18 protein-coding genes and 1 tRNA gene are annotated in these 25,596 nt (G+C 38.2%); 14 read left to right on the top strand and 5 right to left on the bottom strand.

All coding sequences use genetic code 11. From position 1 onward, the window contains the following. Positions 1-236: 236 nt before the first annotated feature. The gene (locus FNN09_RS08705; protein WP_143301550.1) at positions 237-650 is read left to right on the top strand and encodes a DUF6146 family protein; all 414 of its coding nucleotides are present in this window, start codon (positions 237-239) and stop codon (positions 648-650) included. A 92-nt stretch (positions 651-742) separates the two neighbouring features. Here the strand turns inward: FNN09_RS08705 and FNN09_RS08700 are convergent, their stop codons facing one another. Next, a complete protein-coding gene (locus FNN09_RS08700; RefSeq protein WP_143301548.1) occupies positions 743-1,642 on the bottom strand; it encodes a DMT family transporter in 900 nt (299 codons plus the stop codon). A gap of 496 nt (positions 1,643-2,138) precedes the next feature. Here FNN09_RS08700 and FNN09_RS08695 point away from each other — a divergent pair, with 496 nt between their 5' ends. Continuing rightward, positions 2,139-2,951, top strand: coding sequence for a hypothetical protein (locus tag FNN09_RS08695; protein WP_143301546.1), 813 nt, complete (start codon positions 2,139-2,141; stop codon positions 2,949-2,951). 105 nt (positions 2,952-3,056) lie between these two features. Beyond that, positions 3,057-6,176 (top strand): ATP-binding cassette domain-containing protein, encoded by a 3,120-nt coding sequence (locus FNN09_RS08690; protein WP_143301544.1) that lies wholly within the window; start codon positions 3,057-3,059, stop codon positions 6,174-6,176. Positions 6,177-6,254: 78 nt separating this feature from the next. Here the strand turns inward: FNN09_RS08690 and FNN09_RS08685 are convergent, their stop codons facing one another. The 3 genes from FNN09_RS08685 to FNN09_RS08675 all read right to left on the bottom strand — a co-directional run bounded on the left by FNN09_RS08685 (position 6,255) and on the right by FNN09_RS08675 (position 9,002). Next, positions 6,255-7,808, bottom strand: a complete 1,554-nt coding sequence (locus FNN09_RS08685) for a 4Fe-4S binding protein (RefSeq protein ID WP_143301542.1) — start codon at positions 7,806-7,808, stop codon at positions 6,255-6,257. 17 nt (positions 7,809-7,825) lie between these two features. Then, a complete protein-coding gene (locus tag FNN09_RS08680; RefSeq protein ID WP_143301540.1) occupies positions 7,826-8,743 on the bottom strand; it encodes a DUF362 domain-containing protein in 918 nt (305 codons plus the stop codon). 183 nt (positions 8,744-8,926) lie between these two features. Further along, positions 8,927-9,002: transfer RNA gene (locus FNN09_RS08675), tRNA-His, on the bottom strand. Positions 9,003-9,112: 110 nt separating this feature from the next. Here FNN09_RS08675 and FNN09_RS08670 point away from each other — a divergent pair. The 6 genes from FNN09_RS08670 (at position 9,113) to lon (ending at position 17,040) form a co-directional block, all read left to right on the top strand. Continuing rightward, complete coding sequence (locus FNN09_RS08670; protein WP_143301538.1) at positions 9,113-9,790, top strand: DNA alkylation repair protein; 678 nt, start codon at positions 9,113-9,115, stop codon at positions 9,788-9,790. A gap of 155 nt (positions 9,791-9,945) precedes the next feature. Beyond that, positions 9,946-11,415, top strand: coding sequence for an aminotransferase class V-fold PLP-dependent enzyme (locus tag FNN09_RS08665; protein ID WP_143301536.1), 1,470 nt, complete (start codon positions 9,946-9,948; stop codon positions 11,413-11,415). Between the two features lie 216 nt (positions 11,416-11,631). Continuing rightward, on the top strand, positions 11,632-12,831 hold the full coding sequence (locus FNN09_RS08660) for a GNAT family N-acetyltransferase (RefSeq protein ID WP_143301534.1): 1,200 nt from the start codon (positions 11,632-11,634) through the stop codon (positions 12,829-12,831). A gap of 103 nt (positions 12,832-12,934) precedes the next feature. Next, the gene (locus tag FNN09_RS08655) at positions 12,935-13,195 is read left to right on the top strand and encodes a type B 50S ribosomal protein L31 (RefSeq protein WP_143301533.1); all 261 of its coding nucleotides are present in this window, start codon (positions 12,935-12,937) and stop codon (positions 13,193-13,195) included. 84 nt (positions 13,196-13,279) lie between these two features. Next, the gene (locus tag FNN09_RS08650) at positions 13,280-14,494 is read left to right on the top strand and encodes a putative sugar nucleotidyl transferase (protein ID WP_143301531.1); all 1,215 of its coding nucleotides are present in this window, start codon (positions 13,280-13,282) and stop codon (positions 14,492-14,494) included. Between the two features lie 95 nt (positions 14,495-14,589). After that, positions 14,590-17,040 carry an endopeptidase La gene (lon, locus tag FNN09_RS08645; RefSeq protein WP_143301529.1) on the top strand — a complete coding sequence of 817 codons (2,451 nt, stop codon included), beginning with the start codon at positions 14,590-14,592 and terminating at the stop codon, positions 17,038-17,040. Between the two features lie 33 nt (positions 17,041-17,073). Here the strand turns inward: lon and FNN09_RS08640 are convergent, their stop codons facing one another. After that, on the bottom strand, positions 17,074-17,889 hold the full coding sequence (locus FNN09_RS08640) for an ADP-ribosylglycohydrolase family protein (RefSeq protein WP_143301527.1): 816 nt from the start codon (positions 17,887-17,889) through the stop codon (positions 17,074-17,076). Between the two features lie 210 nt (positions 17,890-18,099). Between FNN09_RS08640 and FNN09_RS08635 the strand changes: the two genes are divergently transcribed. From FNN09_RS08635 to FNN09_RS08615, 5 genes are all read left to right on the top strand, one after another. Continuing rightward, positions 18,100-19,209 carry an AI-2E family transporter gene (locus FNN09_RS08635; RefSeq protein WP_143301525.1) on the top strand — a complete coding sequence of 370 codons (1,110 nt, stop codon included), beginning with the start codon at positions 18,100-18,102 and terminating at the stop codon, positions 19,207-19,209. Between the two features lie 171 nt (positions 19,210-19,380). Further along, a complete protein-coding gene (locus FNN09_RS08630; RefSeq protein WP_143301523.1) occupies positions 19,381-20,526 on the top strand; it encodes a cytochrome c3 family protein in 1,146 nt (381 codons plus the stop codon). Between the two features lie 182 nt (positions 20,527-20,708). Next, positions 20,709-23,675, top strand: a complete 2,967-nt coding sequence (locus FNN09_RS08625) for a Fe-S-cluster-containing hydrogenase (RefSeq protein ID WP_143301521.1) — start codon at positions 20,709-20,711, stop codon at positions 23,673-23,675. Next, entirely contained in the window at positions 23,675-25,042 is a 1,368-nt protein-coding gene (gene nrfD / locus FNN09_RS08620; protein ID WP_143301519.1) for an NrfD/PsrC family molybdoenzyme membrane anchor subunit, read from the top strand. Before FNN09_RS08625 ends, nrfD begins: the two co-directional genes overlap by 1 nt. A 2-nt stretch (positions 25,043-25,044) precedes the next feature. After that, positions 25,045-25,560: a DUF3341 domain-containing protein gene (locus tag FNN09_RS08615; protein WP_143301517.1), complete on the top strand. Its 516-nt coding sequence runs from the start codon at positions 25,045-25,047 to the stop codon at positions 25,558-25,560. Positions 25,561-25,596: the final 36 nt, after the last annotated feature.

The raw sequence follows: 25,596 nt of genomic DNA, 5'->3' as shown, positions 1-25,596 counted from the left end.
TATTAATGATTATTAAGAAGATTGTTCGTATTTAAAACAAATCTGAAATAAAACACTTTTTAACGATTGGATTTGAAAGTAAAACTGAAAGTCACCCCAGTCTTCCAGACTTGCTTTGTATCTATGTTATCAGGCTCTTAAGTATTTTTAACCATTGGATGAATGAGTGGAAAAATACATCATCTTATGGCTCGAAAATTGTGTAACTTGTAGAGTAGTAATTAATCCTCCTTATTATGAAGAGTTTTCTAATCATATTCGTTTTATCCTGCTTGCTTTTTGCCTGTAGTTCGCAAAAAGCGACAGTAAGTGATCCTGAGCCCTCCCAAAAAGTGAATGTTGAAAGTATTGACTCTACAGAGTACGAATTAGTCGTATTTGATGCTCGTTTTGAGTCCTTTCTTGTCTCGCAGCCCTATCCTAAAAGTTACTATTCCAACGATTACTATGCCAATTGGAATTACCGTTATTGTGTCGAATGGAACATTCGTCATTCAGACCCTTTACGTTATGGTGACTTCTATGAGACTAACATACCCTATGATCAAACTGTTGATTATGGGCTTGATTTTAACTTCACTCTTTATCAATATTTTCAGTTTATTGATAAGGAATATGGTATTGTATTAATTCGGCGTCGAGGGCGATAAAATAGCTTGCGCTAGCGTGCAATTTCTATAAAGAAAAGCTTGGATAATTTATACCCAAGCTTTAAATACTGCAATGTTTCTGTAATTGATACTTATGCTTTCTTTTTCTGTGCAAGGCCTATTGCCAGTACTGTGCCAATCAAAACTAATAAGGCACCTATGTAAGCCATAGTTGATACTTTATTAATCGGAAACCAATTCACATTAAGAGCCAATAAAACTTCGAGCAAAACAAAGGTAATAATTGGATTCATGATGATGACAATGCTAATTTTAATAGCTTCAGTATGCTTAAAAGCCGCCGATAAAGTACCATAGGCTACTACAGTATTCAAACCCAAAGCAAACATGAGTAACCATACCCACCAATCGTATGAATAGGTAAAGCTTTCGAAACTAACGGTGGGTAAAAACAGTAGTATGGGCAAACCAAAAATAATCAGGTTGATTTGCTGAGGATGGTATTTCTGTACCAGTTTTTTATTAACAAAGGCGTAGCCTGCCCAGCTCGAAGCAGCTCCTAATGTCCAAAGAATACCACTATTGATAGCGTCTTTTTGTGCCATCAACTCATTAATTTGGTTATAGTAAAACACTAAAAAACCAATGGTAGCCACGCCAAAACCAATAGCCCTACCCAAAGTTAGCTTTTCTTTAAAAATGGTAAAGCCGAGTATACCCAGCATCACTGGTCCTGTTTGTATAATAATTTGTGTGGCGGCAGGTCCTGCGTAATGAATCCCTTGCATATAGCCAATGTAGTTGCCTGCTAAAAGTACAGCACCTAACATCATTAATAAAGGTGGTTTTTTATACACCTTTAATAATTGGGGTTTTTTAAAGGCATAATAGCCAATTAAAATCAGAGTGGCCAATAAAAATCGAAACCACACAATGGTGTATGAATCAAAGTAATTAAGGGCTACTTTTAATGCAATGGCAAGCATGCCCCAGAGCACGGCAGTTGTTGTTGCCAATAAAATACCTTTCATTGGTAATTTTTTAAAGTTGGTAACATCCGAATCTTCTATGAAAAAGACTCAAAATCAATTAATTTAATACAACATTCTGATTCTGCCATCTGTCCAAAACAGTATCAAGTCAAACATAAACGATAATGGTTGTATAAGGTTCAAAAGTAGTTGATCTTTTTGTTAATTTGATTGCTTGGCGTGTATTGGCTTTTATTTCGTCAATTGTTGTTGATAATGGATGAAAACCATCATGCAATCATCAAATATCACTCAAAAAGCAATTTATCCGTTAAATTATAGGCGAGGCTCAATAATTTATTTTTAAAATCAATTATATTTGTTTCAATTATTTTTGACCTGAAGAAACAAAAGAACTAAATATTTGTCATGTAAATGATTCTATTAGTTCCATCCTGGTTGGTTCAGGATTATTAAATGCCAAGAGAAACCAAAATTTTAGACACATAAAATTCTATGAGAGTTTTGTTTGTCAAAAACGTAAAACTATAATCAGATGAAAAGCACTATTCGAATAGCATCTTTTGTTGTTGCCGCTGTAATGTTGTTAACGGCTTGTAACAGTAAAAAATCAAAAAAGGACAAAGCGCCTGAAATCAAAAAAGAAAATGTTGAAAAGGAAGTAAGAGAGTTTGTTTACCCGCTTCCAACATCATTTGAGGTAACAGAAATGCTTAACCGCATCGAAGCTGCTTATATTCTTTCTTTATCTAATCCTGCAACAAACGTTGATAAATACTTAAGCGAAAAAGCACAAGCTATTAACCTTGGTATTTATAGTGCTGACTTAAGTTATGCCAGTACTTATCGTCAGCAGCAAGAGACTTTGGATTTTATGAATGCTTCAAAATCCTTAATCGACAAATTGGATATTTCTCCTGCCTTGGATAAAGAGTTGTTGCAAGCGATTGAAAATAACCTTGATAATAAAGATGAATTAGTAAAAGTTATTTCTAATACTTTCTACAACACGTATGAGTATTTAAATAAGAATGACAGAAGTTCTGTTTCTTTGTTAGTAATTGCAGGTAGCTGGGTTGAAGCTCTTTACATTGCTTGTCATATTTCTGATCAAACATTCAGTAACAAAGAGATGGTGGCAATCATCATGAATCAGAAAGATCCATTGAATACTTTAATGACCATGTTGGAAGTACACGCCAGCAAGGAAGATGTTAAATCAACTATTGATGATTTAAAAATTCTTCAGGAAATTTATAACAGCATTGATACAGGTAGTATCACAATTGAGCAGTTAGATGCTATCGAGAAAAACGTTGCTGTTCTTCGCGATAAGTACGTTTCGTAAGTATATTTTTCAAAACATCATATAAGGGAAGCCATTATGGTTTCCCTTTTTTTATATGTGGCCATAAAATTTACTATCTTTCAAACCAACCTATTTTAAAAAACGATGAGTGAACTATTTCTGGATGCTCTGATGCAAATATTTGCTCTTCTTACCGACCAACAGGAGGAGCAAAAGACGGGTGATGGCTCTATTGAGGTCAAGAACTTCCTGCTGCGAAATTTAAGTAAGGATTTTGTGGAGGATGCGATTGAGCGATACGAGCATTATGTGGCAGAATATCACAAACTTTCATATAGTCAGGATCAGGATGAACGAGATCAGCAAACGATTCATAATCTTGATCAACTGAAGAAAATTTGTAATGAGTTAAACCTTGAGCTTGAGCAGATTACCAAATATGCTTTGGTTGGACTGATGCTTAACTTCATCATTAGAGATGAACAAGTTTCGGATGAGGAGCAGTTGTTTACTGATACCTTAGCCAAAGAACTGCATTTGGAAGAGGAGGATTACGCTAATCTACGAACCTTTGCTTTGATGCATCCATTGGAGGTTGAGAACAAGGAGCAAATATTACTCATTAGTGGACAAAAAGAAAAACCACACGAAGATATTAAGCACATCTTTAACCTAAAGCAAGAGGTATATGTGTGGGTGTTACATATAAAAGCCATAAACTTCCTGTTTTTTAAATATTCTGGTAATCGAAATTTATACCTGAATGGTCACATCATTCAGCAGAATAGGATAATGGCGCTTCGTCCTGGAGCGGTGATAAAAACTTCGCGTATGCCTCCTGTTTATTATGGCAGGGTAGCCGAGAATTTTATTACACGTGCAGGGCGTGCTCGTATATTATACCGTGCCTTAGATATATCTTACAAGTTTTCGAATAACCAGTTAGGTGTACATCCCTTTAGTTTCTCAGGCCGCTCAGGTCAGTTAGTGGCTGTTATGGGAGGTAGCGGAACGGGTAAGTCAACTTTGCTCAATGTGCTTAACGGTAATCTGAAGAATGATTCAGGCCGTATTCATATCAATGGCTTTGATTTGCACGAGGATGCTGAAGCACTGCAAGGTGTGATCGGTTATGTGCCACAGGATGACCTGTTGAAAGAAGAATTAACAGTTTTTGAAAACCTCTACTTCAATGCGCGCCTATGTTTTAGCCATTTTGATAAGGAAGAGTTAACTTCAAAGGTTGAGCAGGCCCTTAATGATTTTGATTTGGTAGAAGCACGCGACTTGGTAGTGGGCTCGCCTTTGAATAAAATATTGAGTGGTGGACAGCGCAAGCGTTTGAACATTGCCTTGGAGCTAATTCGTGAGCCATCAGTACTGTTTGTAGATGAACCTACTTCAGGTCTTTCATCCATGGACTCGGAAAAGGTAATGCTGTTGTTGAAACGACAAACATTAAAAGGTAAGTTGGTATTTATCAACATCCATCAGCCAAGTAGTGATTTATACAAGCTCATTGATAAACTTTTATTAATTGATAAAGGTGGGCGTATTATTTACAATGGCAATCCCATGGATGCCATCACCTATTTTAAGCAAAAGGCCTCGTATGTAAATCCAGAAGAGAAAGAGTGTTATGTGTGTGGTAATGTTCAAACCGAACAGCCACTGCAGATAATTGAAGCTCGTATGGTAAATCCAAATGGTAAATTTATTCGTCAGCGTAAGGTATCGCCCGAAGAATGGTACGAGCATTATCTTGAGAATTTTGAGACAAAATTCGAATGGAAAGATCCCAAGCACAATAGTAAGCGGGAAAAGTTGCCTGCTAACTTATATAATATCCCTGGTCGTTCGCAGCAATTTATCATCTACTTTTTACGTGATATGCTATCAAAGCTTAAGGATAAGCAATATTTGATGATAAATATGATGCAGGCCCCTATTTTGGCGCTTATTTTAGGTTTTTTCACCAAGTACATTAGTGGCAATGGTATTGATGATAATGCCTATGTGTTTGCCAAAAATGTGAATATACCCGCCTATTTGTTTATGGCAGTTGTGGTGGCACTGTTTTTAGGGCTCATTGTTAGTGCTGAGGAAATTTTTAAGGATCGTCGACTCTTGCAACGAGAATCATTTCTGAACTTAAGTCGCTTTAGTTATCTCAATAGTAAGATTGTGGTGTTGTTTGGAATTTCAGCCATTCAAACCCTCAGTTTTGTGTTAATTGGTAATTATATATTGGAGATTAAAGATCTGACATTAAGTTATTGGTTAATCCTTTTTAGTACGGCTTGTTTTGCCAATATGGTTGGACTTAATATTAGTAGTGGTTTAAATTCAGTAGTGGCTATTTACGTGCTCATTCCACTTATTCTGGTGCCTCAACTACTTTTTAGTGGTGTAATTGTCAATTTCGATAAATTACATAAAACCATTGCATCGGAGCAATATGTGCCGCGGATAGGCGATTTAATGACATCGCGCTGGTCTTATGAAGCATTGGCTGTTAATCAGTTTAAGAATAACAGCTATGAAGAGTTATTTTTCGAAACAGATAGGCAAATTAGTACAGCTTCTTATAATCGCAACCTGTTGATTCCGATGTTAGAAGACTTAAATGAAACGTGTAAGTTTCATTTGCATGAAGATGACGTGGAAGACTTGAATGATGTGTCTCAATTACTTTGGTCTGAGATATTAGAATTGGCTGGTCATAAAATGGCTCAATACCCTGCCATTGCTTTTGCTGTAAGTGATGCAACTGTTTACGATGATGATACTTATACGCATGTGTCGGAGTTTCTAAAAAATGAAGATAGTGAAAGTAAAAAGTTGTATGAAGAGGGGAAAGCCCGAAAAGATCAACTATTTGATAAGCTTATTGCGCAATATGGTTCCAAGGAAGCGTTTTTAGAGTTTAAGGATACCTACCAGAATGAAGCTTTGGAGGAGGTGGTGCTGAACAAACGTGAGCTAAGGCAGATGCTTGTTACCGGAACGGCCATTATCCAAAAGAAACATCCAATTTTTCAAAAGCCTATTTCGGCTCTGGGGCGCGCGCATTTATATGCTCCTGAAAAACGCTACATTAATATGAAGATTCCAACACCAATATTTAATATGCTGGTGATTTGGTTGGGTGTCGTATTCTTTTATATCACTTTGTATTTCGATATTCTCAAAAGAGCAATACGCTACTTCGAAACATTCAAATTACGTCGACTTAACAGGCGACTACAAAAGATAAGACCATAATAAATAAAAGGCAGCCTTCGAATGAAAGCTGCCTTTGTTACTTATTGAAAAATAAATTTTATCCCTTTTTTATCATCCTTAAAACGGAAAGTCTTCTTCTACAGGCGCGGTGGTCTGCTCTTCTTCTTTTGGTTTTTCTGCTGCCTGATGAACAGCATTTCCATTCACATAAATAGCCTTATAAGGAGCGTCTAAAGGACAAGGATGCTCACAAGCCCCACAACCAATACAAATAGATTGATCAACTTCAGGAATTAGTAAATTGCCTTCGTATGGCACCATATTAACGGCCTTGGTAGGGCAATGTTCTGAGCAAGCACCACAATCTGTACCATCGGTATAAACTACACAGTTTTCTTTAACAAACACCGCTTTGCCTAGTTGTGTAATCTGCTTTTCTTCAATTGAAATCGGTAAAATGGCACCTGTAGGACATATCTGGCCACATCCTCTGCAATCGAAGTTGCAATAGCCCGATGAAATATAATCCATGTGGGGCTGCATCATGCCTTTTAGACCGTATTGCATTACTGCAGGCTGTAGAACTTGGGTAGGGCATGCTGCCACGCACAAGCCGCATCCTGTGCAAATGTCGTTAAACCTTTCTATGCTCAATGCCCCAGGAGGTGCAACTGGATGATCTCGCTTTTCCTCAATTAGCTTGGAGGTATCTTTGCTTGGTTTTATATCTGCTAAAACTTTTTGCCCAATTAGTAGTGCTGCTCCTGTTGCAATGGCATTTCTCCTGCTTTTATCGCCTTGTGTTGTTGTTTTACTACCTGGCGTGCTAAGCTTAAGAGCTGAATCTTCACATACTGCTAAACAGTTAAAACAGTCAACACAACGTGAGTGGTCCACGGAAAAGTTTTTTAAATCAATGCATTCGCTCTTGCATTCTCCAATGCACTTGCCGCATTTGGTGCAATTATCCACATCGAATTGGATTTTGAGGAACGATATTTTCGAGAATAGACCCAGGAATGTTCCCACGGGGCAAATGGTATTACAAAATAAACGTCCTCGTTTGTACGACATATACCCAATGGTAATGAATGTAGCAAGGGTTAATAAAAATATGAACCATGGCGCCATAACCAATTTTACAGGATGCAGACTGTATACTTCTACCTGTTGCAACAAGGCAGCAATTCCGTTATTGGCCACAACCAAAATGGGCCTAAGTAAATAAGTCATAATACGACCAAAATTACTATAAGGATCAAGAAGTGTTATAATGCTTGAAAAAGAAAAAATCAAGGCAACAGCACTAAGGCCAAGGAGCGAATAGCGTAGTATTGGATAGGCTCTTTTTTTCTTATAAAAAAACTTTTTAGATGATCGTTTTTTGGCAATCCAACTAAATATATCTTGAAGTATTCCCAAAGGACAAATAGCGCTGCAATAAAAACGACCCACAAATGCACTTATGGCAATGATGATGAGGAAGCCAATTGCGCCGATTGCCAATGAACTAATGAATTTCATTAAGGATGGCACAAACTGTAGAAATAGAATTTCGTGTACTGTATCATTGGCATAGCGCTCATAAATATCCAAAAACAATGACGCTGTCAACGCAAAAAACAAGAGCGATATGATCACTCTTGCTTTCTTTAATTTTTTATAATTCATTCGATAATGTTTGTACGTTAAGCCATCTTTTGTTTGCTAATGCTTAGCTCTTCCAGGTTCATGTTACCTAGTTTCATTTCATGACCTATTTTAATATGACCAATTTCATCGGGTTGTAAACCAAACATTTTTGTGGCAGCGGCATCGGCAGCTACAATATCAGTAGATGCGATCAAGGCCTTTAGATTAGTAACATCAGCAACAGATACACCTCTTGGGCCATTCTTTGTCATCATATTGTAACCATCAATAATGTTTAAATCAGGCTTTTTAAAAGTGCAGAAATCAGCAATGCATTGGTGTAGGTCATTTGAATGATAGAATTTACGATCCCAAACCACACCCATTAGGTTTTTCATGGCCAAGGAAATGCGTGTGCTGCTGTGGTGTTTCATTACAGGTACATTGATAAATACATCCGACTCTAATATCATCTTATGTACTTTCGCCTTTTTTAAGCTAACGCCATTCGGTATATCTACTTCCTTGTATAGCGATTCAGTGTTTCCAGGAACCATTTTTCCTCCTTCAGCTTTTACGGCATCTTCAATTCCGCTGTTACGATAGCAACGGTCCCATTTGTTACAGGTGTTGTCAAAAACGTAAACTTCCGATGCGCCAGCTTCTTTACAGCGCTTAACAATGCGAGCTACAACCTCAGGGTTAGTATTCGCGGCTCTTTCAGGAGGAGCATCCCAACCAATATTAGGCTTAACAACTACTTTTTGCCCAGGTTTCACATATTTGCTCATGCCTCCAATAGCTTCAATGGCTCTGTCGAACATGTCTGCTCCATTGCCTCCTCGTACCGCTGCTATATCATAGGATGATGTAGTTGGCATGCCATTAATACTTTCCAAACCTCCAAATAGAGGAAGTGCACCGCTTAATAAACTGGCGCCAATGCCTGTTCTCAAAAAATCTCTACGTTTCATAATATGTGATATTCCGTTACTACCTAAGTTGTTTTCTTAATGAAGGGCTCATAAGTAGTGAAAATTACGAAAAAATATGTAAGTGTTAGCTGAATATCAGTAATTTAAACGCGGTATAAATAAAGAAGAGAGAGTGATGTATAGTAATAAAAAAAGCCTTAGTTATTTCTAACTAAGGCTTTTGGGTGGAAGACCGGTTTCGAACCGGCGACCTCTGGAACCACAATCCAGCGCTCTAACCAACTGAGCTACAACCACCATTTTTGTTTTTGCGATTGCAAAGATAATAGATGTGTTCTAATAATTGCAATAAGTAATGAAAAAAATCAAAAAAACTTTTTCCTTTGTAATTGATCAAATAGGGGAGATATGAAGTTCTATATTGAAAATCAGAGAGTAGAGAAAGAGCTTGATTGGGTGCTTGCTCAGTTAAAATTATATATGAATGGAGCCACTACCGCGCAAATGGAGGATAGAGGCATTCGTTATAGGCAAAATTATGGTGTGGGTATGCCACATTTAAAGCAGTTATTAAAGAAAATTCCTTACAGCTATGAGTTGGCCGAACGCTTATGGTTTCTTGAAATACGCGAAACCATGTTGTTGGCCACTTTATTGGTCGAGAATGAAGACATGGCATTAGAACGTTGTGTTGAGTGGGCTGATAAAGTGAATAACAAAGATTTGGTTGAGCGTTCGGCAATGTTTCTATGGCAGCGTTTGAATAATATCGATGACCTAATAAAAGATTGGTTAATTGGCACTAGTCAGGAATTGAAAGCATGTGCCTTTTACACACTTGGACATCGTTTAAAATTAGATCATGCCATCTCTTATTCAATTAAAGACCTTGTTGAACTTATTTCTGAAGATAATGCACTTGTGTTGCAAGCCGCTTCGTTTGCTTTGCGGATGCAAATGCGTAAAAATCCTGATCAAATTTCATTGCTTAGCAACTTTATTCAGCGACAGCAATCGTCGGATCGGCTAATAGATCAAGCCATGGCACAGGAAATTCTGACTGAAATAGATTATTTGAATCCCTGATTTAGGCATTCGAATACTGATTTGAAAATGACCGACTTGTATCGAAAGTCATATTTTTCTTCGTATATAATTATTTATATTTGGCCACGCACTAAATAAGAGTTGAGTAGTGCGTGTGAGTTTATGTGGTAATTTTGTTTAAAACCAGAAGATTGATGAATGCATTAGAGGGACATTTCGACAAGTTTAGAAAAAATACCATAGGATGGGATGCGAAGATAACTACACCTTATGGAGACAAGCCATTGGTTTATGCCGATTGGATTGCTAGTGGTCGATTGTATGAGCCCATTGAAAAGTTGATGCTGGAAAAGATAGGACCGATGGTTGCTAATACTCATTCGGAGTCGAGCGATACGGGATTAATCATGACGAATATCTATAAACAATCGCATCAAATAATTAAGAAACACGTCAATGCCGGTCCTGATGATATAATAATTACTGCTGGTTTTGGAATGACCTATGTGGTAAATAAGTTACAGCGAATATTGGGTATGCGTGTTCCAGAGCAGGCTCAGCAATTTTGCAGTATTCCTGTTGATCAGCGCCCTGTGGTTTTTATTACGCATATGGAGCATCATTCAAATCATACATCGTGGCTAGAAACGAATGCAGATGTTGTAGTAATTGAGCCGGATGATCAGCTTTTAGTTAATCCCGATGCTTTGCGCCGTGAGGTTGAGAAATATAAGAACAGAACACTTAAAATAGGATCGTTTAGTGCTTGCTCAAACGTAACTGGTGTTCGTACAGAATACCACCAGTTAGCACGTATAATGCACGAAAATGGGGGATTTTGTTTTATTGATTTTGCCGCTTCGGCACCTTATGATGAAATAAATATGCACCCTGGAGATCCATTGGAGAGTTTAGATGCCATCTTTTTTTCTCCACATAAATTTTTGGGAGGGCCTGGAAGTTCGGGCATCATGGTGTTTAATCGTGCTTTGTATCATAATTCAGCACCAGATAATTCGGGCGGAGGAACAGTAGATTGGACTAATCGATGGGGGAAATACCGCTATGTTGATGATATTGAGGCGAGAGAAGATGGTGGTACGCCTGGCTTTTTGCAATCGATAAAATCGGCAATGGTTATAAAGCTCAAGGAAGAGATGGGAGTGGAGAAGATCCATGCTCGTGAGGACGAAATAATTGAAAAGGTTCTAAGGGAATTTCGTCAGATACCAGGCATGAACATTTTGGCCAATAATATTGATAGTCGTCTTGGTGCAATTTCTTTTTATGTTGATGACCTGCACTTTAACTTGGCAGTGCGTTTGTTGAATGATCATTATGGGATTCAGGTGCGCGGCGGATGTTCGTGTGCTGGAACCTATGGGCACTATCTTTTACATGTTGATTATTATACTTCAAATAAGATTACCAGTAAAATAAATAAAGGCGATTTATCTGAAAAGCCAGGATGGATTAGAATGTCAGTGCATCCAACCATGACTGATGATGAAGTGAATTATTTGATTGCAGCAGTGCGTGATGTGTCAGCTAATTGGAGGGAGATGGAGAAAGATTACGTTTATGAAGCAGCTCACAACGAGTATTTCCACAAAAGTGTTGGTAGAAAGGTGCCAGCTGATTATGCTACATGGTTTAACTTTTAAGTAATTATTTAAAATATTTGAAATGAGCGAATTGGTTACAGTTCGCTCTTTTTATTTGGTCTGCAATAAACTTTTTGAGGCAGTATTTTCAATCGCTCTAATGTGGTTTTATGTGCCGAATGCTAAGATGTAATTTCTAGGAAAAATAAATTATTCGTTTATTTTTGTAGTGAGCCTGTAGGTTCCTTATATCCCTTAAACTAAAGTAGATTGTAGATGAAAATAATTGAGGTATCAGATAAACTATTACAAAGGCAGTTTTTAGATGTTGTAGATGGTATTTACCAACAGGATGAGGCTTATGTAAGACCCCTTGATTCAATGATTCAAGAGGTATTTGATCCGAAAGCCAATACTTATTTTAATCATGGAAACGCAACTCGCTTTGTTTTAATTGATGAAAATGAGGTAATTGGTCGTGTAGCTGCTTTTGTCAATAACAAAAAAGCAAATGGATTTGAACAACCCACTGGTGGTTTAGGTTTTTTCGAATGCATCGACAATAAAGAAGCTGCTTTTCTGTTATTTGATACCGCTCGTGATTGGCTCAAGTCTCAAGGGATGGAAGCCATGGATGGCCCCATTAATTTTGGCGAGAATGATAATTTTTGGGGATGCCTTGTCGATGGTTTTACGCAACCTGGTTTTGGCATGCAGTACAATCCGCCCTACTATCAGGCTTTTTTCGAAGCCTATGGTTTTAATACCTATTTTGAGCAAATAACAAATCATTTAGATTTAACAACGCCTTTTCCCGAGCGATTTTGGAAGATAGCGGGTTGGGTTGTCAAAAAGGATGGTTTTAGTTTTAAGCATTTTAAAATTAAGGAGGCAGATACGTTTGTAGATGACTTTGAGGCAGTTTATAATGATGCCTGGCGTTTTCATGAGAATTTTACCCCAATTGATAAAAAAAGCTTGAAAGCAACTTTGATGAAAGCCAAGCCTTTTATGATCGAGGAACTTATTTGGTATGCATATCACGAGAATAAACCCATAGGTTTTATTGTATTATTTCCTGATGTAAATCAAATATTGAAACATTTTAATGGTAAAATGAACCTGTGGAATAAGTTGCGTTTTGCTTGGATGAAGAATAAAAAGTACATGACGAGGGCGCGTGTTGTTATTTTAGGTGTAGTACCTAAGTTTCAGCGTTCTGGTATTGAGTCGGGCTTGTTTTGGCATCTTAACGGAGCAGTGGAGAAAAATCCGCATATTAAAGAACTTGAATTGTCTTGGGTGGGAGATTTTAACCCAAAAATGCGTATTTTGCAAGAGTCTATGGGTGCCACGTTTGGAAAAAAACACATTACCTATCGATATTTATTTAATCAAGGGAATGAGAGTCAGGTAAGAGCCTCATCTATTCCACTAGATACGAAGTATAATGCGAAAAGTGAAAAAGATTTATAAAATTCAGAGATTAAATGTATTAAATGCTTTGCTGGTTTAAATTTATAATTTACCTTTGCAGCCCGATACGAATCAGAATATTAAAGATTTAAATTATATAACAATGAAACAGGGAATACATCCAGACAACTATAGGTTAGTAGCATTTACTGACATGTCAAATGGGGATACCTTTCTTACTCGTTCTACTGTTAACACGAAAGATACTGTTGAGATTGACGGAGTTGAATATCCTCAGGTTAAATTAGAAATCTCAAGTACATCGCACCCGTTCTATACTGGTAAGATGAAGCTTGTTGATACTGCAGGACGTGTAGATAAGTTCATGAGCAGATACCAAAAGCACTTCGATAAGCGTAAGTAATTAACGCTTGGTACAAAATATAAAGCTTCGGAATTTCCGGAGCTTTTTTTTTATTGTAAATTGTTGAAAGTAAAAAATACAATTATGAACATTGTTATCTTTGATAATCAACACAATAAAGGTATGCTGCCGCTTACTTTTACGCGTCCGCAAGCCGATATCCGCTGCGGTATCTTAACCATAAAAGAAAAATGGGAGAAGTATCTCAATGCTTCTGCCAGTTACTTGTGTTCAAAAACATTAAGCATAAAGTTTCAAAGTGTTTTAGCCGACGACAATATTTTTATCAATGCTTCGGTATTGCCAACAAAAGAGCTTGCTTCTGCTGTTGGTAAACTAGGCATAGGTTCATCTTTGATTAAGGATGGTGAGGTATTAGCTGTTCGGGGCGATAATTCAATTGCTGATAAATTACTTGTTAACGATTTTTCAAGTGATGAGGCTTTAGAATATGCAGGCGAGTTAGACTTTCTAAGCAAAGTACATCAGCTTATATCTTACAATAAAAACGAAATAGCTAAAGATTATGCACTTCTTACCAAAGGTAGAACTACTCATGCTTTGGATGAGACAGTGACGATTGTTGGGGCCAATAAAGATCCGCAGATAGCTAAGCAAATATTTGTTGAAGAGGGTGCAGAGGTTGAATATTGTTATCTGAACCCTAAAGATGGCCCTATTTATATTGGAAAAAATGCTAAGGTACATGAAGGTGCCATGTTACGAGGGCCTATTGCTGTTTGTGAATCAGCTCAAATTAGCATGGGTGCTAAAATTCATCAGGGAGCAAGTATTGGGCCTTGGTCAAAAGTTGGTGGAGAAGTTAGTAACTCTGTAATTACCGGTTATTGCAACAAGGTACACGATGGTTATTTAGGCGATTCAATACTGGGCGAATGGTGCAATCTTGGAGCGGATACCAATACCTCAAATCTGAAAAATGATTTTGCTCTTGTAAAACTTTGGGATTACAATAGCGAGCGATTTGCAAAAACAGGACTGCAATTTTGTGGATTAGTAATGGGTGATTATTCAAGATGTGCCATTAATACTTCTTTTAACTCGGGTACAGTAGTAGGTGTTGGTAGTAATATTTTCGGAAGCGGATTTCCTAGAAATTTTATTCCATCATTCGTAATTGGCGGTCCACAGGGGTTTAAAGTTAATCGTTTAAAAGCGGTTGAAAATACAGCTAAAATGGCAATGGCTCGTCGAAATGTGGAGCTTACGGAAGATGATACAAGTGTGCTGAGTGATGTTTTTGAACTAACGAAAAAATACAGATCGTCCTTTAGGTAATTTTGGCACGCCAATTGACTATAAGCCTTTCTGATTATTTAAAACCTATCGAAAGACATTTTGTCATAAGTAGGATTGATATAGAGATTAAAGATATGGATAATAATAAATTTGGTTTAGATGAAGTATTGATGTCTGATGTTTTTGAGTCTGACGCTGAGTTTATTCCAATTGTTTCTGATGAAGATGAACAAAATGTCAGTTCTTATGAAGTGCCTGACATCTTGCCAATTTTACCTTTACGTAATACTGTGCTTTTTCCGGGTGTTATCATCCCCATTTCCATTGGTCGCGAAAAATCATTAAAGCTTATCCGTGAGGTTCAAAAATCAAAGGGAGTTTTTGGCGCCATCGCTCAGAAAGATGTGAAGGTTGAGGATCCTGAAAAAGACGACTTGTTTGAAATTGGAACGGTTGCCAAGGTCATCAAGGTATTGGAGATGCCTGATAACTCTACTTCGGTAATTATACAGGGTAAAAAGCGCTTTGAGCTTGAGGAAATGATTACCGATGAGCCTTATCATATGGCGAAGGTAAAAGGATTGGAAGACGAAAAAAGCGAAAAAGATAAAGACGAGTTTGAGGCGGTTGTAAGTTCTATTAAAGATCTGTCACTGCGTGTTATTAAAGCATCATCGAATGTGCCACCAGAGGCATCTTTTGCGGTTAAAAATATTGAGAACGATGCTTTCCTGATAAATTTTGTTTGCTCTAATTCAGACATTAGTGTTGATGAAAAGCAAGATCTGTTAGCTAAAGCTAGTTTGTTAGATAGAGGCATGTTGTTATTGGAGCATTTGGCGCGTGAAGTGCAAATGCAGGAGCTGAAGAGCGATATTCAGAGCAAGGTAAAGCTCGATATTGATCAGCAGCAACGTGAATATATGTTGCAGCAGCAAATTAAAACCATTCAGGATGAGTTGGGTTCTAGTCCAATTGAGCAAGAGATAATTGACTTAAAGGCAAAGGCTAAAAAGAAAAAGTGGGGTAAGGAAGTTAAGGATTTATTCAAAAAGGAGTTAGATAAACTTCAGCGATTGAATCCGGCAGCTGGTGAATATTCAGTACAACACAACTACCTACAAACACTCATTGATTTACCTTGGAACGAGTATACGAAAGATAATTACGATCTGAAAAGAGCAGAACGTATTCTTGATCGCGATCATTACGGTTTGGATAAGGTGAAAGAACGAATTTTGGAGCATTTGGCTGTTCTTAAGCTTAAAGGTGAATTAAAGTCGCCAATTATATGTTTATATGGCCCTCCTGGAGTAGGTAAAACATCATTAGGAAAGTCAATTGCCGAGTCTGTAGGACGTAAGTACGTGCGAATGTCATTAGGTGGCGTACACGACGAGGCTGAGATCCGTGGTCATCGTAAGACCTATATCGGAGCTATGCCTGGACGTATTATTCAAAGCATTCGTAAGTCTGGTGCTGCCAATCCTGTATTTATCCTTGATGAAATAGATAAAGTTAATGCCAGTGCTCATGGAGATCCGTCCGCGGCCTTGCTTGAGGTTTTGGATCCAGAGCAAAATGAGCATTTTCATGATAATTTCCTGGAAGTGGATTTTGACTTATCCAAAACTATGTTTGTTGCCACGGCTAATACCTTGGGTGGGATATCTCAACCATTACTTGATCGCATGGAATTGATTAATGTGAGTGGTTATATCCTGGAAGAAAAAACAGAAATTGCCAAGCGTCACTTACTGCCTAAGCAAATGGAAAATCACGGTATTCCAAAAGGAACTGTATCCATAAGTAAAAAGGTACTTTCATATATAGTTGAATCTTATACCCGTGAATCGGGTGTTCGTGAGCTTGATAAGGTGTTGGCCAAATTGTTCCGTAAAATAGCTTTAAAAATTGCTAAGGAAGAGGAATTAAAGAAGACATTGGCAATTAAAGATGTTGCCGAATACTTGGGTGTTGAACGTTTTTCTAAGGATAAATGGCAAGATAATTATTCTGCTGGTGTTGTTACTGGCTTAGCTTGGACTGCAGTTGGTGGAGAAATATTATTTGTTGAAACGAGCTTAAGCAAAGGTAAGGGTAAGCTTACATTGACTGGTAATTTGGGAGATGTAATGAAAGAATCAGCAGTTTTGGCTTTGGAGTATTTGAGAGCTAATGCTGAAAAATTTGGTTTAAAAGGCGAATCCTTTGACGAGTGGAATGTTCATGTACATGTTCCTGAGGGCGCCATTCCTAAAGATGGACCATCAGCAGGTGTTACCATGGTTACCTCATTGGCATCGGCTTTTACACAACGTAAAGTAAAAGCTCGTATAGCAATGACGGGTGAAATAACCCTTCGAGGAAAAGTGTTACCGGTTGGAGGAATAAAAGAAAAAATATTGGCAGCTAAGCGCGCTGGTATTACTGAAATTATTCTATCAGATGATAACCGAAAAGATATTACTGAAATAAATGATATTTACCTTGAAGGATTAACTTTTCATTTTGTGAAAGAAGTGTCAGATGTGCTTAAATTGGCGCTCTTAGATGAAAAAGTTAAGAATCCATTGAAGATATAATGATAAAGGCCGGTAATACCGGCCTTTATTTTTTTAGTGAAAATTAAATTTTATCTCTTCTTTCGTATTGTTGATTATTGTATCACAATATCTATCTTCAAAATCGCTTAAAACTAGTTCCAGATCGGGAGCTAAGCGCGATAATGATTTCCGAATGATGGATTTTGGTATGTGCTTGTAGTAAGCCTGAGCTACTGCACCAGCTATACTGCTGATAGTGTTCCGAGGACCGTCTAACCATATGGCATTACGTATGGCCTCCTCAAAGTTATGCGCCACTAGCACCGCCATAATTGCACACGGAACCGGCGATTCGTATCGCTTATTTAATTTTATAGCGCAATCTTTAGATAATTTTTCAGGCAGTTGGTAGCCTAATTCCTTATAAAGAAAGTCGCGTATCTCAGTTTTTTTATGACCCGTTTTTGCCAGATAAATTGCTCCACAATATGCTTGTGATGCTTTAACCTTTGATTCGGTGGGGTGCGTTATAATAGTCGCCTTTTCAGCTTCTATCATAGCATATTCAATCGAATCAGCTGCAAAACCAATTGGACTTACCCGACGCGCTGCGCCATCTCCGTTGCTTTTATATACTTCCTTGGGATTATTTCCCAGAGCCCATTCTAAAAAAGCGGATTGATAACCTGCTTTCGGATATTTCTTAGTCCACTCCTTGATTGAATCTTTGTATGAGATGTTTTTTAAGATTGCATCAGCTGTTGAGATGGTCAAAACCGTATCGTCGGTATAAGCCGAAAAAGGCTTTAATAATTGAAAATTGTTAGTTACTTGTGGCGAATTAATAAAAGCTGAACCTAAAATATCGCCTACAATTGCTCCTCTCATATATTTCTAATTTGTTAGGTGTAGTTGGAGTAAAAGTAGTGTTTCCATGTAGCTATCAGTGCGCTTGGTTGTAGATAATATGGCTAATGGGTTTATTTGTAGGACTAATGTGCTATTTTTTTTGACTAACATGAGTTTTATTTACCGCTTAAGACTTGCTATTGGGTGATAATTTTGTGAGTTTATACTTCTACTTACTAACGAAAATTCATGGGCGATCGATTAAAATATTTTCTTGGCTTTGTAATAGCTTGTTTATCCATATTGATCGTATGGTATTTTAGAGCTGTGGTATCATTTCTGCTTGTCTCAGCTGTTATTTCGTTAGTTGCTCGTCCCATATTTGATTTGATAAAGCGTATTAGGATTCGAAAGTGGCAAGCATCTAATTCTATGGGTGCCCTTTTAACTATTTTAACTCTTTGGATATTTGTAGTAAGTTTTTTTCGTGTGAGTGTGCCTTTTATTATTGAAGAAGTGCATTTTTTATCCAATGTTGATTTAGATGCAGTATTTGACGCTGCTGAGCGCTTGCTTGGCTCTATAATTGAGCCATTGCAGGAGTCTGAATTTGGAAAGGCGGGTATAGAAGTCATCGAAGCACAATTGAAAGATACCGCCATTACATTCTTCGATTTTTCTCGCTTAAGGGATATTGTTACATCATTGGCAGGTTTTTTAGGAGGCTTATTTATTTTTGCTTTCAGTGTTAGTTTTATAACGTTCTTTTTTTTAAAAGAGGAGTGGCTAATTATTCAGGGGCTATTGTTATTTATTCCCAACCAGCACGAAGATGGAATTAAACATGTGCTTGCATCTATCAAAACTTTACTTCGAAGATATTTTATAGGAATAATCATACAAATTACCCTCATCACTGTAATTGTCACCTTGGGCTTAGCAATGGTTGGGGTTGGATTTCAACATGCTGTAATAATAGGTTTGTTTTCTGGACTAATAAATGTCATACCATATATGGGGCCTTTAATTGGAGCTTTTTTTGGCTTTTTAGTTTCTTTAGTTGTTTATGTTCAAATGACTGCCCCACCTGACTTTCTGCACTATATGTTTGGTGTTTTTTTAGTTTTCGTTATCGTGCAGTTGCTTGATAATATTGTTTTTCAGCCTTTTATATTTTCGGCTAGTGTGCGAGCTCATCCTCTCGAAATTTTTATTCTTATTTTGATGGCAGGATATATGTCCGGTATCATCGGAATGTTTTTAGCCATCCCTGTTTACACCATTATTCGTGTGATAGCCAAGGAGTTCTTTTTTAATTACAAACTCGTGCAAAAATTGACAGAGAAAATAAAAGAATAAAAGGTCTGAAATATTATATTTGCCTCTCAAAACAATTCTATCATTGATTCGTTATGAATTGTTGAAAGTAGAATTGTTAAAAAATAACAATAATATCTAAAAAGAATTTGAGAATTAGTGAAGTTTTAAAAAGCTTGTATTCTAGTTTTCAGAAACTAATAGCGATTAATTATGGTAAAGACTTTGTCTGACTCCCTTACTTATGGGAAAAAAATCTTAAAGCCTTTTTTTGTTTTATGCGTCCTGCTTGCATTGTCGGGAATAAAAACAGAAGTTTTTGCTGAAAAAAAAGGACCTGAACCTGACATTAAGGTTGGGGAGCGATTATTTTTTGGTTTGATTCCTAGCGGGGAAGGTTCTGCGTCTTGTGTATCATGCCATGCGGTGCATTCTGGCGATTCTATTAATTGGAATCCATCGGCGGTAGAAATGGCAAAAGTGGCTGCCGAGATGGACTTGGCTACTTTTAAAGAGCACTTGTTAACACCAACAGGGGCTATGCGCGAAAAAGTACATGTAAAATACCAACTTGATGACGAGCAACTTTTTCATTTGCAAGGATATTTAGTGCAATTGTCTGAGAACGGAGTTGAGGATGCTCCAATTTCAATAAATAAGTTATTGATTTTTCTATTGCTTGGAGGTTTAATGACTTTTGCTTTGGTGGATTTAATCTTTACTAAAAAGATTCCTTATAAAGCTATTCATGTACTCATCATTGTATTCGGACTTAGCTTTCAACTGAAGCTTGTGGCGCACGAAACCATTGATTTAGGCCGTAGCCAGGATTATATGCCCGATCAGCCGATTAAATTCTCACATAAAGTACATGCGGGCGACAATAAAATTGATTGTTTGTATTGTCACTCAAATGCCGATGAAGGCAAGTCTTCGGGTATACCAAGTGCTGGCTTATGTATGAACTGTCACCAGGTAGTACGAAATGGCACCAATTCTGGTCAGTTTGAAATTGCCAAGGTGGTAGATGCTTATGAAAATAACAAAGACATCGAGTGGGTAAGAATACATAACCTACCTGATCATGTTTTCTTTAGTCACGCACAACATGTTAATGTAGGTAAACGCGAGTGTCAGGAATGTCATGGAGATGTTGAAAACATGCATATTCTTAAACAAGAGCATGATTTGTCCATGGGTTGGTGTTTAGATTGTCACAAAGCAACCAATGTGAATTTCAAGGACAACGACTATTATAAAACATTCGAAGCTTTACATAAAGATTTAGATGAAGGTGTTCGTGATTCAATCAAAGCAGCAGATATTGGTGCCAATGATTGTATGAAATGTCACCATTAATAATTAGTGAATTAAGATGCAAGATAAAGACGCAAGACGATAATCATCTTGAAACTTAACTCTTGATACTAAATAAAAGAAATGAAACAACCTTGTAAATTTGATGATCCCAATTGACACACAAGGGGATGAAGAAATTTACTTGAGAGTTCCATCTGACAAATAAAAGTAAATTTATACAGATGAAAGAATATTGGAGAAGCCTTGAAGATTTATTGCCAGCAGAAGAAGCCCCACAAGAAAAGAAATCTTCTGTGGTGCTTTCTGAAGGAGCAGATTCATCAAGCAATTCACGTCGCGATTTTCTGAAGTATTTCGGATTTAGCATCGCCTCGGCAGCAGTGCTAGCTGGCTGTGAGCGACCTGTGAAAAAAGCTATACCTTATTTAATACAACCCGAAGAAGTTAAACCCGGTACAGCCAATTACTATGCTTCTACATTTTACGATGGTGCCGAAATGGTGCCTATCCTCGTAAAAGTAAGGGATGGTCGACCTATTAAAATTGAAGGTAATGACTTGTGCCAGATGACAGGTGGATCTGCATCGGCCCGTGTTCAAGCTTCCTTACTAAATTTATACGACGAGTCGCGCCCAGCTCAACCAACTTTGGATGGAAACCCTATCCGTTGGGAAGATGTGGATGCTAAACTGCTTGAAACACTTTCTACCTGGGATGCAGAAAAGGAATTCGTCATTCTCACACCCAGTATTATCAGTCCATCAACCAAGCAATTAATTCATGATTTTAAAACGAAATATCCTTTTGTTGTTCATGAAACATTTGATGCCTATTCATATTCAGCATTAAAAGAGGCTTGTCACAAGGGTTTTGGTAGTGCTGTTATACCTAGTTTTAGGTTTGATAAGGCTAAAATGGTGGTTGGTTTTAATGTTGATTTCTTAGGTACCTGGTTACAGCCAACTGCTTTTGGACGTCAATACGCCTCAGCTCGCAAACTGACCGAGGGGCAACGTGAAATGATGCGCCACGTTCAGTTTGAGCCTATTATGTCATTAACAGGTTCTAATGCCGATGAACGCATTCCAATGTCAGCAAGTGACGAAGGCTATTATCTATCGAGCTTATACATGGCCGTTGCACAACGATCTGGTATGATGGTAGCAGCCGTTAAAGGCCCTGATGCGATTGATAAAGTAGCCGATGAATTGGTTGCTTTAAGAGGTCAATCACTCGTTGTTTCGGGAACTAATGATGTTTCTATTCAAAGCTTGGTGTTGGAGATTAACCATCTGCTGCAAAACTTTGGTAAAACAATAAATGTTGATAAGCCCATTAATTTATATCAAGGTTGTGATAAAAAGTTTGATGCTCTGTTAAGCCGCATGGAGAGTAGTGCTGTTGGTGCTGTCATGTTTTGGGAAACAAACCCATTGTATCATGCCCCTCTTAACGGAAGAACAAAAGAAGCGATCAAAAAAGTGCCTTTACGTATTGGAGTTCAATCGCAACAAACAGAAACAGCTCTGGTTTGCAGCTATCAATTACCTGCACCGCACTTTCTTGAAAAATGGGATGATATGGAATTAGTGGATGGTGTTTATACCATTACCCAGCCTGCAATTCGTCCTCTGTTTAAAACCCGTGCCCCACAAGAAAACTTAATGGCTTGGGCTGGATTTGAGGGTTCGTACTACGACTACATTAAACTGTATTGGAAAGATCAGATTTACAATGCTGACATTGCCAAAGGAAAGCAGTTTGAAACGTTTTGGAAGATAAGCTTACGCGACGGAATTGTTGTTGATAAAAACAAAAAGGGAGCAAGCTTAACTTATTCAAACATTAATATATCATCTTCTACAAATAATTATAATTCACCAAACTCGTCAAACGACTTAGAATTAGTCTTGTACCAAACGGTGCCAGTTGGCGATGGAACACTCGCCAATAACCCTTGGTTACAAGAGTTACCTGAGCCTGTTTCTCGTGTTTGTTGGGATAACTACGTTTCTGTTTCGCCTGCTTTTGCGGCTTTACGCGGTTGGAGCCAGGGCGATGTTGTTGATGTAAATGGACTTGAAATGCCTGTGTTAGTTCAACCAGGTCAAGCTCGTAATACTTTAGCAATAGCCGTTGGTTATGGGCGTTCAAATGCAGGGCGTGTAGCATCTGATTTAGGTAAAAATGTTTATCCGTTTGTAGAGTTGAAAAATGGCCATCGTTCATACAGTCTTCCTAAAGTTGAAGTTGTTGCAACCGGTGGAACTTACGAATTAGCAGCTACTCAATCTCACCATTCCATGGAAGGACGTGAGCTTGTTCGCGAAACAACTATCGCTGAGTTTTTAGCCAATCCTGCTTCTGGTAATGAAACACATGCTAAGGTGGAGAAGTTACATACTAGTCTTTATCATGAGCATGAATACAAAGGGCACCATTGGGGAATGTCTATCGACTTAAATTCATGTATTGGATGTAATGCTTGTGTTGTTGCGTGTTCAGCTGAAAATAACGTGCCTGTTGTCGGTCGTAACGAAGTGCGTCGCTCGCACGAAATGCATTGGTTACGTTTAGACCGTTACTATGCTGGCGATACTGACAATCCGGGAGTGGTGCGTCAGCCAGTTATGTGTCAGCATTGCGATAATGCACCATGTGAAAATGTTTGTCCGGTAGCTGCGACTAACCACAGTTCAGAAGGAATTAACCAAATGGCGTATAACCGCTGTATTGGTACACGATATTGCAATAATAACTGCCCGTATAAAGTGCGTCGATTTAACTGGTACGATTATACTGGTGCCGACACCATTCCGAATAACCGTGTTGACCCTGCGGGCATGACATTGGATCTAAAACGTATGGTGTTAAACCCTGATGTGACGGTGCGTGCCAAGGGCGTTATTGAAAAATGTTCGATGTGTATCCAGCGTATACAGGATAAAAAACTGACGGCTAAAAAAGATGGACGTCAATTGGCTGATGGAGAAATCAAAACGGCTTGTCAACAAACATGTCCGGCCGATGCCATCACATTTGGAGATATGAATGATCCTCAAAGTAAAATTTCGAAGTTACTTAAGGATGCTCGTCAGTATGGTTTATTAGAAGAGCTTCATACATTACCATCGGTTGTGTACCTATCGAAAGTAAGAAATAAGGATAAAAATAAAACACTAAGCTAATGTACGTATCACCTGTAAGAGAGCCGCTCATTAGCGGAGAAAAAAGCTACAGTAAAGTTACCGAGGATATATACGCTCCAATGACCGGAAAGCCGGGTAAGCTTTGGTTTGGCGGATTGACACTGGCATTAATTGCTTTAGGCTTTGGTCTGTTTTCTATCTTCATCACAGTTTGGGATGGAATTGGAACATGGGGCCTTGATCGAACCATTGGTTGGGGATGGGGAATTACCAACTTCGTATGGTGGGTAGGTATCGGTCATGCTGGTACATTTATATCTGCTATTTTGCTGTTGTTCCGCCAAAAATGGCGTACATCTATTAACCGAAGTGCCGAGGCAATGACCATTTTTGCCGTTATGTGTGCTGGTTTATTTCCTCTGATTCACATGGGGCGATTGCCACTCGGTTTTTTCATCTTCCCATATCCAAACACACGCGATGTATGGGTTAACTTTAACTCACCACTACTTTGGGATGTATTTGCCATCTCAACCTACTTAACGGTTTCGGTTCTGTTTTGGTACATGGGGCTTATCCCTGATATTGGAACGATACGCGACCGCTTAGTGCCAGGTATCAAGAAGAAGGTATATAGCTTCTTGAGTTTTGGTTGGACTGGTTCTGCACGCCATTGGGCACGTCACGAATCAATGAGTTTAATTTTAGCAGGTTTGGCAGCGCCGCTTGTATTATCGGTGCATACCATTGTAAGTTTTGACTTTGCAACATCTGTTATTCCCGGATGGCATACCACTATCTTTCCACCTTATTTTGTGTCGGGAGCCGTATTCTCTGGTTTTGCCATGGTGCTTACACTGATGATTATTACTCGCAAGGCCATTAACCTGGAAGATTACATCACCAAGGCTCACTTGGAGTCGATGAATAAAATTATTATCGCCACAGGTTCAATTGTGGGTATCGCCTATATTACTGAGTTGTTTATTGCGTGGTATTCAGGTGTTGTTTACGAGCAATATGCTTTTGTTAACCGTGCTTTTGGACCCTATTGGTGGGCTTACTGGATAATGATGACCTGTAATGTAATTACACCACAGTTATTCTGGTTTAAAAAGATTCGCCGGAGCTTTGCTGCCACATTCGTCATTTCCATTTTTGTGAATATTGGTATGTGGTTCGAACGTTTCGTGATTATAGTAACCTCACTTCACCGCGACTTCTTGCCATCGAGCTGGAGTATGTATTCACCAACATGGGTTGAAGTGGGCATTTATATAGGAACCTTTGGTTTGTTCTTCACCTTGTTTTTCTTGTTTATACGTTTCTTCCCGGTAATTGCCATTGCCGAAGTGAAAAGTGTATTGAAGACCTCAACCGAAAAGTTTATTAAGAAAGGAAAGTAGATATGCAACAGACAACTTTTGTTTCAGGATATTACCTCGATGACAAAGATTTGGTTGAAGGGATCAAAGCTTTGCAAGATAAAAATATTGAAATTGCCGATGTGCGTACTCCATTTCCGGTACACGGTTTAGATAAGGTACTTAAATTGCGTCGTTCGCGATTGCCAAGAGCTGGCTTTATTGCCGGAGCAATGGGTACAGCTATTGGCTTTGGATTTCAGGCCTGGGTTTTTACCGAAGCATGGCCACTCAATTTTGGTGGTAAGCCTTATTTATCGGTTCCATCATTTATACCAGTTACTTTTGAGTTAACGGTGTTATTTGCGGCTTTCGCTTTGGTTTTTGGGTTTTTGCTGAGTAGCAAGCTCGGACCAGGAGCAGATAATGTGATTTTTGATGAGGAAGTGACCAACGACCGTTTTCAAATTTTACTGGAAGTGAGTAATGGGAACAGCGAACAGCTTCAATCTGAATTACAAGCAGTGGGTGCTGAGGGAGTTCAGCATCACGATGTTTGATAATGAAGACAGGAAAGAATCTTGATTTAAAAAATG

Source organism: Carboxylicivirga sp. M1479 (genome assembly GCF_007097485.1).
Lineage (GTDB): Bacteria > Bacteroidota > Bacteroidia > Bacteroidales > Marinilabiliaceae > Carboxylicivirga.
This window is presented reverse-complemented; position numbering and strand designations above follow the sequence as displayed.

What these genes read in the sequence shown, in the direction of transcription:
- FNN09_RS08705 (WP_143301550.1), top strand. Translation starts at nt 237, where the DNA reads ATGAAGAGTTTTCTAATCATATTCGTTTTATCCTGCTTGCTTTTTGCC.
- FNN09_RS08700 (WP_143301548.1), bottom strand. Translation starts at nt 1,642, where the DNA reads ATGAAAGGTATTTTATTGGCAACAACAACTGCCGTGCTCTGGGGCATG.
- FNN09_RS08695 (WP_143301546.1), top strand. Translation starts at nt 2,139, where the DNA reads ATGAAAAGCACTATTCGAATAGCATCTTTTGTTGTTGCCGCTGTAATG.
- FNN09_RS08690 (WP_143301544.1), top strand. Translation starts at nt 3,057, where the DNA reads ATGAGTGAACTATTTCTGGATGCTCTGATGCAAATATTTGCTCTTCTT.
- FNN09_RS08685 (WP_143301542.1), bottom strand. Translation starts at nt 7,808, where the DNA reads ATGAATTATAAAAAATTAAAGAAAGCAAGAGTGATCATATCGCTCTTG.
- FNN09_RS08680 (WP_143301540.1), bottom strand. Translation starts at nt 8,743, where the DNA reads ATGAAACGTAGAGATTTTTTGAGAACAGGCATTGGCGCCAGTTTATTA.
- FNN09_RS08670 (WP_143301538.1), top strand. Translation starts at nt 9,113, where the DNA reads ATGAAGTTCTATATTGAAAATCAGAGAGTAGAGAAAGAGCTTGATTGG.
- FNN09_RS08665 (WP_143301536.1), top strand. Translation starts at nt 9,946, where the DNA reads ATGAATGCATTAGAGGGACATTTCGACAAGTTTAGAAAAAATACCATA.
- FNN09_RS08660 (WP_143301534.1), top strand. Translation starts at nt 11,632, where the DNA reads ATGAAAATAATTGAGGTATCAGATAAACTATTACAAAGGCAGTTTTTA.
- FNN09_RS08655 (WP_143301533.1), top strand. Translation starts at nt 12,935, where the DNA reads ATGAAACAGGGAATACATCCAGACAACTATAGGTTAGTAGCATTTACT.
- FNN09_RS08650 (WP_143301531.1), top strand. Translation starts at nt 13,280, where the DNA reads ATGAACATTGTTATCTTTGATAATCAACACAATAAAGGTATGCTGCCG.
- lon (WP_143301529.1), top strand. Translation starts at nt 14,590, where the DNA reads ATGGATAATAATAAATTTGGTTTAGATGAAGTATTGATGTCTGATGTT.
- FNN09_RS08640 (WP_143301527.1), bottom strand. Translation starts at nt 17,889, where the DNA reads ATGAGAGGAGCAATTGTAGGCGATATTTTAGGTTCAGCTTTTATTAAT.
- FNN09_RS08635 (WP_143301525.1), top strand. Translation starts at nt 18,100, where the DNA reads ATGGGCGATCGATTAAAATATTTTCTTGGCTTTGTAATAGCTTGTTTA.
- FNN09_RS08630 (WP_143301523.1), top strand. Translation starts at nt 19,381, where the DNA reads ATGGTAAAGACTTTGTCTGACTCCCTTACTTATGGGAAAAAAATCTTA.
- FNN09_RS08625 (WP_143301521.1), top strand. Translation starts at nt 20,709, where the DNA reads ATGAAAGAATATTGGAGAAGCCTTGAAGATTTATTGCCAGCAGAAGAA.
- nrfD (WP_143301519.1), top strand. Translation starts at nt 23,675, where the DNA reads ATGTACGTATCACCTGTAAGAGAGCCGCTCATTAGCGGAGAAAAAAGC.
- FNN09_RS08615 (WP_143301517.1), top strand. Translation starts at nt 25,045, where the DNA reads ATGCAACAGACAACTTTTGTTTCAGGATATTACCTCGATGACAAAGAT.